The organism is Embleya sp. NPDC127516, assembly GCF_044765325.1.
Lineage (GTDB): Bacteria > Actinomycetota > Actinomycetes > Streptomycetales > Streptomycetaceae > Embleya.
In genome coordinates this window covers 23934-38013 of the sequence record NZ_JBIWJT010000050.1, presented here as the reverse complement: position 1 = coordinate 38013, position 14080 = coordinate 23934, and the positions used below count along the sequence as shown (strand labels likewise).

12 protein-coding genes are annotated in these 14080 nt (G+C 69.7%); 6 read left to right on the top strand and 6 right to left on the bottom strand.

Going from position 1 to position 14080, the window contains the following annotated elements; genetic code table 11:
- The 3 genes from ACIRL2_RS48165 to ACIRL2_RS48155 all read right to left on the bottom strand — a co-directional run bounded on the left by ACIRL2_RS48165 (position 1) and on the right by ACIRL2_RS48155 (position 4268).
- A complete protein-coding gene (locus tag ACIRL2_RS48165) occupies positions 1–1191 on the bottom strand; it encodes an acyl-CoA dehydrogenase family protein (protein ID WP_395874052.1) in 1191 nt (396 codons plus the stop codon).
- A 112-nt stretch (positions 1192–1303) separates the two neighbouring features.
- The gene (locus tag ACIRL2_RS48160; RefSeq protein ID WP_402241620.1) at positions 1304–3532 is read right to left on the bottom strand and encodes an acyl-CoA dehydrogenase; all 2229 of its coding nucleotides are present in this window, start codon (positions 3530–3532) and stop codon (positions 1304–1306) included.
- 241 nt (positions 3533–3773) lie between these two features.
- On the bottom strand, positions 3774–4268 hold the full coding sequence (locus ACIRL2_RS48155; protein WP_395874048.1) for a pyridoxamine 5'-phosphate oxidase family protein: 495 nt from the start codon (positions 4266–4268) through the stop codon (positions 3774–3776).
- A 154-nt stretch (positions 4269–4422) separates the two neighbouring features.
- Between ACIRL2_RS48155 and ACIRL2_RS48150 the strand changes: the two genes are divergently transcribed.
- From ACIRL2_RS48150 to ACIRL2_RS48135, 4 genes are all read left to right on the top strand, one after another.
- Positions 4423–5238 carry an SDR family NAD(P)-dependent oxidoreductase gene (locus ACIRL2_RS48150; protein WP_395874046.1) on the top strand — a complete coding sequence of 272 codons (816 nt, stop codon included), beginning with the start codon at positions 4423–4425 and terminating at the stop codon, positions 5236–5238.
- 102 nt (positions 5239–5340) lie between these two features.
- Positions 5341–5493 (top strand): hypothetical protein, encoded by a 153-nt coding sequence (locus ACIRL2_RS48145; RefSeq protein WP_402241616.1) that lies wholly within the window; start codon positions 5341–5343, stop codon positions 5491–5493.
- Positions 5477–5752: a hypothetical protein gene (locus ACIRL2_RS48140; protein ID WP_402241615.1), complete on the top strand. Its 276-nt coding sequence runs from the start codon at positions 5477–5479 to the stop codon at positions 5750–5752. Before ACIRL2_RS48145 ends, ACIRL2_RS48140 begins: the two co-directional genes overlap by 17 nt.
- A 59-nt stretch (positions 5753–5811) precedes the next feature.
- Positions 5812–6669, top strand: a complete 858-nt coding sequence (locus ACIRL2_RS48135) for a 3-hydroxybutyryl-CoA dehydrogenase (protein ID WP_395874040.1) — start codon at positions 5812–5814, stop codon at positions 6667–6669.
- 63 nt (positions 6670–6732) lie between these two features.
- On the opposite strand, the gene ACIRL2_RS48130 is transcribed toward ACIRL2_RS48135, so the two are convergent.
- Entirely contained in the window at positions 6733–8352 is a 1620-nt protein-coding gene (locus tag ACIRL2_RS48130) for an MDR family MFS transporter (protein ID WP_395874038.1), read from the bottom strand.
- 172 nt (positions 8353–8524) lie between these two features.
- On the opposite strand from ACIRL2_RS48130, the gene ACIRL2_RS48125 reads away from it, so the two are divergent.
- On the top strand, positions 8525–8761 hold the full coding sequence (locus ACIRL2_RS48125) for a LapA family protein (protein ID WP_395874036.1): 237 nt from the start codon (positions 8525–8527) through the stop codon (positions 8759–8761).
- A gap of 21 nt (positions 8762–8782) precedes the next feature.
- Entirely contained in the window at positions 8783–9907 is a 1125-nt protein-coding gene (locus ACIRL2_RS48120) for a hypothetical protein (protein WP_402241610.1), read from the top strand.
- Between the two features lie 294 nt (positions 9908–10201).
- On the opposite strand, the gene ACIRL2_RS48115 is transcribed toward ACIRL2_RS48120, so the two are convergent.
- Both ACIRL2_RS48115 and ACIRL2_RS48110 read right to left on the bottom strand, forming a co-directional pair.
- Positions 10202–12088 (bottom strand): ABC transporter permease/substrate binding protein, encoded by a 1887-nt coding sequence (locus ACIRL2_RS48115; protein ID WP_402241607.1) that lies wholly within the window; start codon positions 12086–12088, stop codon positions 10202–10204.
- Positions 12081–13475, bottom strand: coding sequence for a glycine betaine/L-proline ABC transporter ATP-binding protein (locus tag ACIRL2_RS48110; RefSeq protein WP_402241604.1), 1395 nt, complete (start codon positions 13473–13475; stop codon positions 12081–12083). The genes ACIRL2_RS48115 and ACIRL2_RS48110 overlap by 8 nt, the downstream gene beginning before the upstream one ends.
- Positions 13476–14080 lie beyond the last annotated feature (605 nt).

Genomic DNA, 14080 nt, shown 5'->3' with positions numbered 1-14080 from the left:
TCAGCGGGGCGGTCGCGGCAGGCCGAGGCCCAGCATCGCGATCATGTCGCGCTGTACCTCGTTGGTGCCGCCGCCGAAGGTGAGGATGAGCGCGGTGCGGTGCATCTTCTCCAGTCGGCCGCGCAGCAGAGCACCGGGTGAGTCCTGCTGGAGGTAGGCGTCCTCGCCCATGCACTCCATCAGCAGCCGGTATGCCTCGGTGGCGAACTCGGTGCCGAAGATCTTGGTCGCCGAGGCGTCGGCGGGGCCGACCTTGGTGCCGTGGTCGACCGACCAGGCGATCTTCCAGTTGACCAGCTTGAGGAACTCGACCTTGGCGTGCACCCGGCCGAGGTTGGCCTGCACGTGCTCGCGGTCGATCACCCGGGAGCCGTCCGGCAGCACCGTCTGCTCGGCCCAGCGCCGGGTCTCGTGCAGCGCGAGCTGGATGCCCGCGGCCGAACACAGCGCCACCCGCTCGCGGTTGAGCTGGCCGGTGATCAGCTTCCAGCCGCCGTTGAGCTCGCCGACCATCGCGGAAGCGGGCACCCGGACGTTCTCGTAGAACGTCTGCGACGTGGTCTGGCCGCCCATCGTCTTGATCGGGGTCCAGGAGAAGCCCTCGGCGTTCGTGGGCACCAGGAACATGGTCAGGCCCTTGTGCCGCGGCGCGTCGGGGTCGGTGCGCGCGGCCAGCCAGACGTAGTCCGCGACGTGGATCAGCGAGGTCCACATCTTCTGGCCGTTGATGATCCAGTCGTCGCCGTCCCGAACCGCCTTGGTGGTCAGGGCGGCCAGGTCGGTGCCCGCGCCCGGCTCGGAGTAGCCGATCGAGAAGTGCATGTCGCCGGTGAGGATCTTGGGCAGGAAGAAGTCGCGCTGCTCCTGCGTGCCGTACTCCATCAACGTCGGGCCGACGGTGTTGATGGTCAGCAACGGCACCGCCGCGCCGGCCAGGGTGGCCTCGTCGGTGAAGATCAGCTGTTCCAGCATCGTGCGGTCCTGGCCGCCGTATTCCTTGGGCCAGCCGATGCCCAGCCAGCCGTCCTCGCCCATCTGCTTGATGACGCGGCAGTACGCGCCGTCCTTGCCCGTCAGGCTGGTCTCGCCCGCGGCCTGCTCGGCCCGGATCTCCGGGGTCATGATCCGCGCGAAGTACTCGCGCAGTTCCCGCCGCAGGTCCTCCTGCTCGGGTGTGTAGGTGATGTGCACGTGATCTCCCTGGTAGCCGTGGAAAGCACTGACAGCCGGTGGTCGATCGCCGGTTGCCGGGACGCGAAGCCGATCGCCGGGGCCGGCCCGGCGCGGGCGGGGCGCCGTCGGATCAGCCTCTGGGCAGGCCCAGGATGCGTTCGGCGACGACGTTGAGCTGGATCTCCCGGGTGCCGCCACCGAGCAGGACCGCCGGCAGCGAGAGGTAGGCGGTGAGCAGTTCGCCCCCGAGGTCGTCGTGATGGGTGCCGCCCGCGCCGATCCGGTCCAGGCGCGCGGTGACCACGGCCCGCTGGTGTTCGGTGACCGCGAGTTTGAGCACGCTGGAGGCCGCGCCCGGGTTGAGCCCGGACAACTGCTGCAGGGTCGAGCGCAGGGTCAACGCGCGCAGCGCGAAGTGCTCCGCCGCGAAGCCGCCCAGCCGGCTCGCCACCGCGGTGTCCGCCCACGCCGCGCCGGTCTCGCCGAGGTCGGCGAGCAGCTTGCCGAACGCCTGCATGCCCGGCCCGCCGGCGATCATCACCCGCTCGTTGGCGAGCGTGGTGCGGGCGATCCGCCAACCCGCGTGCACGTCGCCGACCACCTGGTCGTCGGCCACGAACACGTCGTCGAGATAGACCTCGTTGAACTCCGATTGACCGTTGGACTGCTTGAGCGGGCGCACGTCGATCCCGGGCGTGGCCATGTCCACGATGAAGTACGTGATGCCCTTGTGCTTGGGCGCGTCCGGGTCGGTGCGGGCCAGGCAGATGCCGAAGTGCGCTTCGTGCGCCTTGGAGTTCCACACCTTCTGGCCGTTCAGCCGCCAACCGCCGTCGACCTTGGTCGCCCGGGTGCTCAGCGACGCCAGGTCGGAGCCGGCGCCCGGCTCGCTGAAGAGCTGGCACCAGACGATGTCGCCGCGCAGCGTGGCCGGCACGTAGGCGTCGCGTTGTGCGTCGGTGCCGTGCGCCATGATCGTGGGCAGCGCGAACTCGCCGATGATCGTGCTCGGCGGGATCAGCCCGATCCGGGCGAACTCCTGCTGGATGACCACCTGTTGGGCGGGGCTCGCGGCGATCCCGTAGGGTTTGGGGTAGTGCGGCGAGACGTAGCCGAGTTCGGCCAGGCGTCGCCGACGGGCGGGTTCGGCGAGGGCGTTCGCCTCGGTCAGGTGCGCGGCCACCTCGGTCCGGAAGGCGGCGATGGCGCCCTCGTCGAGTTCGAGGTCGAAGCGCCGGGTGGGGCCGCCGCCGACGCTCTCCAGCGCGGCCCGGCCGAGTTGTGCGGTCCACTCCCCCGACGGGCCCAGCCACTGGGCCAGGAAGACCGCGCGGCGCCAGTACAGGTGGATGTCGTGTTCCCAGGTGAAGCCGATGCCGCCGAGCATGGTGATGCAGTCCAGCGCGACCTCGCGGGCGAGCGGCAGACAGACCACGGCGGCCTCGGCGGCGGCCAGGCGCAGTTGCTCGTCGGCGTCCTCGGCGGTGTCGTCGGCGGCCCGGGCCGCGTCCCAGGCCGCGGCGGTGGCCAGTTCCAGCCGGGTGAACAAGGTGGCGGCCTTGTGCTTGATCGCCTGGAACGAGCCGACCGCGACGCCGAACTGCTCGCGGATCTTGACGTAGGCGAGCGCGGTCTCGAAGCACCAGCGGGCCACGCCGACCGCCTCGGCGGCGGCGAGCACGGCGGCCAGGTCGCGCACCCGGGCGGTAGTGATGCCGGTCAGCACCTGGGACGCGGTGATCTCCAGGTTGTGCGTGCGCACCCGGGCCACGCCGCGGGCGAGGTCGACCGGGTCCAACGGGGTGACCCGGATGGTCTCCTTGTTGTCGGGCTTGACCACGAACCAGATCTGCTCGTCCCGGCCGGGGTTGGTGTCGGTGCGCGCGCCGAGCAGCAGGTAGTCGGCGCCGACCGCGCCCAGGACCGGTTCGGCGATGCCGTTGATCTCCCAGCCGACCTGGGTCTGATGCGCGGTCAGGCCCGGCGCGACGGCGACCGCGCCGGTGACGCCCTCGGCGAATCGCGGCAGCAGGGCCTTGCCGACCTCGGGCGCGGCGTGCCGGGCCAGGACGGCGCCGGTCAGCACGGTGGACAGGTACGGGCCGGGCAGCAGGCCGCGGCCGGCCTCCTCGAGGGCGACGGCGAGTTCGAGGATGCCCGCGCCGGAGCCGCCGTGCTCCTCGGCGAGGTGGACGGCGGTCAGACCCTGGCCGACCAGGGCGTCCCAGCAGTCCGGGAGGGCGCCGGCGGACAGGTCGTCGGCGGCCCGGCGGGTGGCCTCGATCGAGGCGTGGCGAGCGACGAAACCGGCGACCGATTCCGCGAACGCCCGGTGCTCGGTGGCGAATCCGATCGGCACTGTGTACTCCCTCACCAATACTTGTCTCGATCAAGTAAGCGGACAGGCTACCTGACTGGATCCGGCGTCGCCAGATCCGCGTCCGGCCGGACCGGCTCACCGGCGTCCACACCCACGTGCGCATCGGCGTTCGCACCGCCTCCGCGCCCGGACGCCGCGCCACACACGCCGCACCCACCACACCCGCCGCGCCCGTCGGCCCCTCGGCCGCCGTTCCGTCGCCCGGGTACGGACGCGCCGGTCAGCTCGGGCGCGTGGACGGCAGCCCGAGCTTGCGGTGGTCCCAGGAGACGACACGGTCCGGGACGACCTTGATCACCACGCGCTTGTTCAGCATCATCTCCACGGCCGGGCGCATCTCCTCGGTGTACGGCGCCGCGTAGCGGCCGAACACGCTCACCCCGAGCTCCCAGATCCGCTCCGGCTCCTCGACCACCTCGGCCTTGCCGACGATGGACACGCCGCGCAGTTCCTCGTAGTACTCGCCGGCCTCGACCAGGCACGTGATGGTCGGGTTGCGGCGCACGTTGAGCACCTTCTGCGCACGGGCCTTGCTCTCCAGGCCGACCTCGCCCTCGATGAAGCCGTACCACATGCCGACCGAGTGGATGCTGCCGTCGGCGTTGAGCGTGGACATGGTCATCGAGTGCCGCTCGGCCAGGAAGTCGGCGATCTCCTGCTCGGTCATCCGGACCCGGTCGCGCTGCTTGACGCCGTGTCCCATGTGCTCGCCCATGCCGAACCCCTTCGCTCTCGTTCATCCGGGATTTTTATTGCCTGGGTCAAACATTGCCACGCCGAGAGGATGATTGACAGACCGTCAGTTCCGGTCCGGGCCAACTCCCGAACCATGATTGACAGTGCGTCAGGTCCTGCCTAGCGTCGGCGCCATGACCCGAACCGACGACTCCGAGGTACCCGACTACCCGGCCCGACTCCGACTCGACGGACGCGGCGTGGTCGTGCTCGGCGCGGGCCAGGGCATCGGCCGGCAGACCGCGCACGCGCTCGCCCAGGCGGGCGCGCGGGTGTTCGCGGTGGACCGCGAGCCGGACCTGGCCAAGGACATCGCCGAGGAGGTCGACGGCCTCGCGTGGTCCGGCGACGCCACCTCGCGCGCGGACGTGACCCGGCTGTGGGCCGACGTCGGGGCACGGCTGGGCCGAGCCCACGCGATCGTCGACATCATCGGCATGAGCCGGTACGCCGACCTGCTCTCCACCACCGACGAGGACTGGACCTGGCACCAGGACATCGTGCTCCGGCACGCGCTGCTCGCGCTGCAACTGGGCGGCGCGCACCTGGCCGCGCACGGCGGCGGCGCGATCACCTTCGTCGCCTCGGTCTCCGGCCAGACCGGCGCCCCGATGCACGCGGCCTACGGCGCGGCCAAGGCGGGCCTGATCTCGCTGGTCCGCTCGGCCGCGGTGGAACTGGGCCCCCGCGGCGTCCGGGTCAACGCGGTCGCCCCCGGCGTGGTCTGGACCCCCCGCGTATCGGCCTACCTCGGCGAACCCGGCCGCGCCGCCAACGCCGCCAACGCCCCCCTGCGCGACGTGGCCCTGCCCGCCGACATCGCCGGCCCCCTCCTCTTCCTCACCGGCGACCTGTCCCGCTACATCAGCGGCCAGATCCTGACCGTGGACGGCGCGGTCGGCGCCAAGTTCCCCTACCCACTCCCGGACATGGAGACGGCCCCGCACTGACGACGGCGCACCGTTCTCGCTCCTTCGGGTGAACCAAGATCACGCTCAGGGCGACTTTGTGCTCGGGTTGCCCGAGGAGTACAAGCCCCCGAAGGACCCGCGGTGGCCCAGGATCTGTATCTTGCGGACACCTCGGCGCTCGTCCGGTTCTACCGCAAGCAGACCAGCGAAGCATGGCACGAGCCATTCGCGGCCGGACGCGGCGGCTTGTGCGAACCGATCCGGCTCGAGTTTCTGCGTGGCGTGGGTGGATAACGCGGCATACGAAGCGCTCGATCGGTTCACCAGCGAGATGCTGCCCCACTTTCACGTACCGGATTCCGTATGGACGGAAGCCGCGGCGCTGCAACTCCGTCTCGGGGAGAAGTCACAACACGAATGCGCGAGTGTCGTGGATCTCGTGGTCGCGATCACGGCGGCCCGACACCACCTCGTAGTGCTGCACGCGGACCGCGACTTCGACGTCATCGCCGAGCTCACCGGGCAACCTGTCCGGCGCATCGACGCCCGTTGACGCTCACCTGAGAGGATGCCGAGGAGGCTGACGGCAGCAAGTGGAGCGAGGAGTACGCGGTGTCCGATGTACGGCGTGTAGGGGTGGTAGGGGCCGGGCTGATGGGGTCCGGGATCGTCGAGGTCTGTGCGAAGGCCGGGCTGGACGTGTTGGTGGCGGAGACCGGCAAGGCCGCGGCGGAGGCCGGGCAGGCTCGGGTGACCAAGTCGATCGATCGCGGGGTGAAGGCGGGCAAGCTCGCCGAGGCCGATCGGGACGCGGCGCTGGCCCGGATCACCTACACCACCGACCTGGGCGACTTCGCCGACCGGGACATGGTGATCGAGGCCGTGGCCGAGCTCGAAGAGGTCAAGACGCAGATCTTCGCCACGTTGGACAAGGTCGTGGTGCGCGAGGACGCGATCCTGGCGTCGAACACGTCCTCGATCCCGATCATGAAACTCGGCATGGCCACGGCCCGGCCGCAGCAGGTCGTCGGGATCCACTTCTTCAACCCGGTGCCGGTGCAGAAGCTGGTCGAGCTGGTGCCCTCGCTGCTCACCGACGAGCGCACCGCCGCCCGCGCGGAGGCGTTCGCGAGCGAGGTGCTGGGCAAGACGGTGATCCGCTCGCAGGACCGCGCCGGCTTCGTGGTCAACTCGCTGCTCGTGCCCTATCTGCTCTCCGCGATCCGGATGTTCGAGTCCGGTTTCGCGTCGGCGGAGGACATCGACAACGGCATGGTGCTCGGCTGCGCGCACCCGATGGGTCCGCTGCGGCTGACCGACCTGATCGGTCTGGACACGATCAAGGCGGTCGCGGACAGTCTCTACGACGAGTTCAAGGAGCAGCTCTACAGCTCGCCGCCGCTCCTGCTGCGCATGGTCGACGCGGGGCTGCTCGGCAAGAAGAGCGGGCGCGGCTTCTACCAGTACTGAGCCGGCACCCGGAACGCGCCTCGGGGCGGCCCCGCGTGGGCCGCCCCGAGGCGCGTCGGCAGGTTACGGCGTGCGCGCCTCGACCTTGTCGATCCGTACCGGAGCGGAGACCGAACCCGGCTCCGCACCCGCCGCGGGCGTCTGCGGGTCGGCCTTGGCCACCACCACCGCCTGCGAGGTCTGCAGCGGGACCTCCTTGATCAGCAGTACCGCGATCAGCGCGAGCAGGCCGAACGGGGCCGCGAACAGGAAGATGTCGCCCACCGCGTGGCCGTACGAGGTCTCCACGATGCCGCGCGCCGGCTCCGGCAGGTGGTGCACGTTCGGGATGCCGGACCCGCCACCCGCACCGGACCGGAGCCCGGCGTCGGACAGGTAGCCGGTGACCTTGGTCGCCATCACCGCGCCCAGCGCCGAGACGCCGACCGCGCCGCCCAGGCTGCGGAAGAACGCGACGACCGAACTGGCCGCGCCCAACTGGTGGACCGGCACCGCGTTCTGCACCGCGAGCACCAGGTTCTGCTGGAGCGCGCCGACGCCCATACCCAGCAGGAACATGTACACGCCGAGCACCCACAGGTTGGTGTCCGCGCGGGCCGTGCTCATCAGGGCCAGGCCGATGGTCAGCGAGACGCCGCCCGCGACCAGGTAGCGCTTCCAGAAGCCGGTCGCGGTGATCAGCTTGCCGACCACGGTCGAGGCGATCACCAGGCCGCCGATCATCGGCAGCGTCATCAGGCCCGAGACGGTCGGCGACTTGCCGCGCGCGATCTGGAAGTACTGGCTGAGGAAGACCGACGAGCCCATCATCGCCAGGCCCACCGCGAGGCTGCCGAGCACCGCGAGCACGATGGTCCGCTCCTTGAACAACCACAGCGGGATGATCGGCTCGGCCGCCCGGCCCTCGACCCGAATCGCCAGGGCGATCAGCAGCAACGATCCGAGCACCATCGCCGCACTCTGCCAGGAGATCCAGTCGTAGTTCTTGCCCGCCAGCGAGACCCACACCAGGAGCACCGAGACGCCCGCGCTGATCAGTGTCGCGCCCAGGTAGTCGATGGTGACCTCACGCTTGACCACCGGGAGCTTGAGCGTCTTCTGCAGGATCACGATCGCGACCACCGCGAACGGCACGCCGACGTAGAAGCACCAGCGCCAGCCCAGCCACGGGGTGTCCACGATCACGCCGCCGATCAGCGGGCCGCCGACGGTGGCCAGCGCGAAGGTGGCGCCGAGGTAGCCGCTGTACCGGCCGCGCTCCCGCGGCGAGATCATCGCGGCCATGATCACCTGCGCGAGCGCGGTCAGGCCACCCACGCCGATGCCCTGGATCACCCGGCAGCCGATCAGCATGCTCGTGTTCTGCGAGAGGCCGGCCAGCGCCGAACCCGCGACGTAGATCACCAGCGCGAGCTGTACCAGCAGCTTCTTGCTGGTCAGGTCCGCGAGCTTGCCCCAGATCGGGGTGGTCGCGGTCATCGCGAGCAGCGTCGCGGTGACCACCCACGTGTAGGAGGTCTGGCTGCCGTGCAGATCGGAGATGATCCGCGGCAGCGCGTTGGACACGATCGTGGACGACAGGATCGCCACGAACATGCCCAGCAGCAGCCCGGACAGCGCCTCCATGATCTGCCGGTGCGACATCGGTTCCGCCGACACCTCCGCGGCCGGTGCGTTGCTCATGCCTTCCCCTTTTACCTCTCGGATCCTCTGCGCCCGGACGCGGCTTCCCCACCCCCGACACTCGTTGCTTGTTACAACCATAGCGTGCTTTGTTGCTGCAAGCAACTTTCAAGAGATGGTCAAGTCGGCGCGCCTGTCCGTGATCACTCCGTCACGCAAATAGCATCGAGGTATGGCGAAAACCCCTCGGCCCGGCGGCGCGGGCGGCAACATCGGCGGCGTGTCCTACCGCACGATCGGCATCGCCGCGGTCGTCGTCCTGGCCGTCTGGTTCGTGCTGGCCAACACCGCCTCGGCGACGATCCGGTTCTGGATCCCCACGCTGGCCGCACCGATGTGGATCGTCCTGGGCGGCACGTTCGGGGCGGGCGTGCTGACCGGGTGGTGGGTGAGGGGAAACCGCGGCTGAACGGCCGGATATCCTGGCCGCATGCTTCGCTCCAGGCCGCGCCCCGCCGTGTCCGTGGCGAGCCTGGTGACCGCCGGTCTGCTCCTGGCCGGCTGCGCGAGTCCCGGTTCGCCGACCGCCGAGCCCTCCGCGGGCACTCCCACCGGATCGGAGACCCAGCCCGTCGGCGACACCGTGTGCGCCGGCCTCCTGCCGACCTCGTCGGTGACCACGCTGCTGCCCGCGGAACCCGCCTTCACGAGCGAGGACCAGCCGCCGCTGGAGCACTATCCGGTACTGCGCTGCCGAGTCTCGGCCGGCGACCGGGCCTTCGTCGGCTCGGCGTACCTGTTCAACATGGCGGGCGCCGAACGTGTGCAGTTGCCGGGGCTGACCACGACCGGGTCGGCGCCGCTGGGCGACAAGGACCACGATCTGTACGGCATGGCCGGTGCGGACGACGCGTGGCTGGTACAGAACTGCAAGGTGCAGAACGTCGAGGGCCCGGTACCGATGCTGGTGCGCGCCCGCACCATCGGACCCGCCGGCGCGCCGAACACGCCCGACCAGCGGCAGCAGTTGGCCGACCTGGCCGTCGAACTCGCCAACGGCGTGGCCAAGGTGGCCGGGTGCGGCTCCGAGCCGACCCCGCGACCCGGCGAGATCAAGCCTGCGAACGATCCGAAGCCGATCACCGACGCGCGCGTGTGCGGCATGCTCGACCCCGCCGCACTCGGCCCGCAGGCGGCCGGTGAGCAGCGTGCGCGCTGGACCGCGGCCGCGACCCCCGAAGGCCCCGGCGCGATCCAGGGCTGCGACCTGTTCCTGGAAGGCACGCGCGTGTTGTCCTTCGCCATCGTGCACGGCTACCTCGCCCCCGGCGCCGAGGTCCCGGGCGAACGCGCCATCCTGTCCGAGCGGTTGCCCACCGGTGGCGTCCCCAACGACGCCCAGCTCGCGGGCACCGTCGAGGGCAAGGTGCTCGGCAGGTGCGACGGCCACACCGTCGCCTACCAACTCAGTCGGCACAACGGCGAGGACCCTCCCGGCCTGACCCTGGGTCAGCCCACCGAGACCTTCTTCAAGTCCTTCGCCAACGGGGCCTCCCAGTGGGGCTTCAAGTGCGAACCGATCGCCCCCGACGCCGATTGGCAGATCCGCCGCTGACCCCTGGCACTCCACTGTGCCCGGGAGCCCGGCGAGACGCCCACGACATGCCCCGACCCGATCCGGGCGGATCCCACCACCGGCCCACCACCGGCCCACCGCCGGTTCTCCCGCCGCGCCCATCCGGGCACGCCGCGCGGCCGACACGACGCGAAAGACGAAGAGGGTGCCGCACGATATTCGCGCGGCACCCTCTTCGCGGGTCACCCGATCGCGTCGGCCGATCACCTCGACCGATCACTCGGCTGATCGATCGCCTCTGCTGATCGCGTCACCCACGTGAGCGACGAACCGTCAGCTCACACCCCCCGGTTCCCGAGTGGCGGCCGGCAGCGACTGGGGCTGCGCGCCCTTGTCCTGCCCACCGTCCTTGTCCTGCTTCGGCTGCTCCCCGCCCGCGGCCGGAAGCCCGCCGAGGAACTTCTGCTCGACGTCCGGGTTCTCCTTCAGGTAGGCCTTGACCCCCTCGGCGGCGGCGTTCGGCTTGCCCTCGAAGTCGACGAAGACCTTCTTCTCCAGCGGCCCGAGTACCGAGTCGTCCAGTTTGAGGTTCTTCACCCAGGTGTTCAGCTCCGGGAAGTCCTTCGCGAAGCCCTTGCGACCGATCGAGCTGATCCAACCCGGCGCGCCGTAGGACTGCTTCGGGTCGGCCAGCGGCTTGATGTCGTACTTCGTGTACGCCCAGTGCGGACGCCACATCGTCACCACGATCGGCTTGCCCGCCGCCATCTCCCGGTCCAGTTCGGCGATCATCGCGGGCGTGCTGCTCTTGACCAGGTCGAAGTCGAGCCCGTACTCCGGGATCAGCTTCTTCTCGGTCAGGTCCATGATGTTCGCGCCCGGCTCGATGCCGACGATCCGACCGCCGAACTCCTTCTCGTGTCCCTTGAGTTCCTCGACCGAGTTGTACGGAAGGTTCTTCGGGATCGCGAGCTGCACATCGACGTTGTTGTACCACTGCCCGATCTCCTCGAGCTTGGACCCGTATTCGTCCATGTACTTCTTGTGCAGCGTGGGCAGCCACGCGTCCAGGAACAGGTCGATGTCGCCGCGCGCGATGCCCTGGAACATCGGGCCGACGTCGAGCTGCTTGAGCGTGACGTCGTAGCCGCGCTTCTCCAACAACTGCTTGTACATGTTGGTGACCACGACGTCCTCCTCCCACGGGATCCAGCCGATCGTGATCTTCTTCCGACCGCTGTCCGAGGTGCCCAGCCCGAAGCCGCCCAGCAGCCCCGCCACCAGCGCGACCGCGACCACGCCGCCGACCGCGGCAACCGGGCGCGGACGCCAGTCCAGCAGCCACTTGGGCGTGAAGCCCCCGGTGCTGCGCACGGTCGCGGCGCGCTTGGCCCGGGCCTCGACCCGCTGCCCTGCGGCGTTGACCGTACGGTCGAGGTAGATCGCGAGCACGACCACCGCGACGCCGGCCTCGACCCCCAGGCCCACGTTGTTGTTCGACAGCGCGCCGAACACCTCGCTGCCCAGGCCGCCGGCGCCGACGATGCCGGCGGTGACCACCATCGACAGCGACAACATGATGACCTGGTTGACGCCGGCCATGATGGTCGGCAGCGCGAGCGGGAACTGGATGTCCTTGAGGATCTTCCACTCGCTGGTGCCGAACGCCTCACCGGCCTCGACCATCTCCGCGTCCACGCTGCGGATGCCGAGCTCGGTCATCCGTACACCCGGCGGCAGCGCGAAGACCACGGTGGCCACGGCGCCCGGTACCTCACCGATACCGAAGAACGTGATCGCCGGGATCAGGTACACGAAGGCCGGCATCGTCTGCATGAAGTCCAGCACCGGCTTGACCACGGTGCCCACGGCCCGGCTGCGCGCGGTCAGGATGCCCAGCGGGATCGCGATCAGCAGCGCGACCGCCGCCGAGACCAGCACCAGGGCGAGCGTGGACATCGCCGGCTGCCACATGTCCAGGCTGTCGATCAGCAGGAATCCGACCGCCGCCGGCAGCCCCAACACCGGACCGCGCACGGCCCAGCCGATCGCCGCGAACAACACGACCACGGCCGGCAGCGGCGAGTCCGTCAGCCAGTCGGCGAGATGGGTGATCGCGCCGCCCACCACGCTCTGGATGAAGTCGAACAACCACGAGAAGTGGTCGCGCATGAAGTCGACCAGGCTCTCCGCCCAGTCGCCCACGTGAATCCTAGGCATTGTCACGCACCTCGCCCTCGCCCACGACCGGCTCGCCGGCCGGCGCCGGAACGAGCGAAGCGGTCGGGGCGGACCGCTCCGGCACACCCGCCGTGCCCGTCGGCAGCAACTTCTCCGCCGGGCCCGCGGGCACCAGCATCTTGACGCTGCCGGTGTCGGTCACACCGAGCGTGCCCCCCTCGGCACCGCCCGATCCGCTCGGCGCGGCGTTGCCGAGCGCGGCCAACAGGCTCACCCGGGGGATCACCCCGACCAGCCGCATCGCCTCGTCCACCACCGCGAGCGGCAACCTGCTCTCCGCACACGGCGTGAACAGCTCGGCGACCGGCGTCTGCGGGGTCACCGTCACCACGTCCAGCGAGGGATCGGGCTGGATGCTGCGATCGCCGGTACGCGCGGCCTCGGTAACCGCCGCGTCGGTGACCGCACCGAGCAGCCAGCGGCCGTTCTCCCGGGTGTCCACCACGAACGCGGCCGTGGTCTGCGCCTCGCGCATCGTGCGCATCGCGACCCGGGGCCCCTCGCCACAGGTCACCGTGGCGCGCGAGTCCTCCATGATCGAGCCGGCGGTCAGCACTCGGGTGCGGTCCACGTCGGCGACGAAGGACGCCACGTAGTCGTTGGCCGGGTCGGTCAGGATGTCCTCGGCGGTGCCGATCTGGACCACCCGGCCGTCGCGCATCACCGCGATCCGGTCGCCCAGGCGCATCGCCTCGTTGAGGTCGTGCGTGATGAACACGATGGTCTTGTGCAGCTTCTCCTGGAGTTCCAGGAGCTGGTCCTGCATCTCCCGGCGGATCAGCGGGTCGAGCGCGCTGAACGACTCGTCCATCAGCAGGATGTCGGCGTCCGTGGCAAGTGCCCGGGCCAAACCGACCCGCTGCTGCATGCCGCCGGACAACTCGCCCGGCGCGGACTCCTCCCAACCGGCGAGGCCGACCAGGGCCAATGCCTCACGGGCACGCCGATCCCGCTCGGCCGCCGGCACACCCTGCACGGACAAGCCGTAGCCGGCGTTCTCCAGCACCGTGCGGTGCGGGAACAGCGCGAAGTGCTGGAAGACCATGCTGACGCGCCGGGCGCGCACGTCGCGCAACTCCTTGGCGGGTAGCGAGGTCAAATCCCGGTCGTCGATGTAGACGGCGCCGGCGGTGGCGTCCAGGAGACCGTTGAGCATCCGCAGCAGGGTCGACTTGCCCGAACCGGACAGGCCCATCACCACGAATATCTCGCCCTCGGCGACCTCGAACGAAACGTCGATCACGGCCGGGGTGGCATTGCTCTTGCGTACATCGTCACGGCTTTCGCCGGCACGGAGCCGTTTGACCGCGTCGTCGGCACGTCGGCCGAAAATCTTGTACAGGCCTTCGGCCTTGAGTCTGGACACGCATACCTCGTCATTAGGGCCGCGGAAAACGGAACCGTTGACTTCGGTTCCGGGCCGGAGCACCGCCGTGATGAGGGCGCCGGCGCCGCGGGCTGTGGATGCGGGAGTACGGCCGCCGCAAAAACGTCACGGCAGCGGCGCACGTCCGGGGTCGAACGCCTTTTTCGAGGGCAGGCCCGAAAAAGTTGCATCCCGCATTTGTTACCGGGCGTGACTTGCCCGACTGATTCGGATGAGAAACATATGGAGATTCTCATCTCATGAAAGCGTTCGCATATGTCCGAATTGATTCACTGATCACCCGATCCGAACACGGCCTTTCGACCGCGATCGCCCGGTGATCATGACGTGATCACATCGACATACTCGTACCTCTCGGTCATCGAACGCGTACCCGACGCCGAAACGTCGACGTCCACCGTCGCACACGGGCGTGCACTCCGGCGCCGTCCCCCGAATGGCCGTGGCGTGGCCGGGGCGCACATGCCCCATAGGGGTGACGTTACCGCGTTCTCCAGGTGACACAACGTCACCAGGCGGTAACGTCCCGGCGCGAGAACGCAGACGGCGATCCCCCACTGTCGCACGCACCCCTACCGATGGAG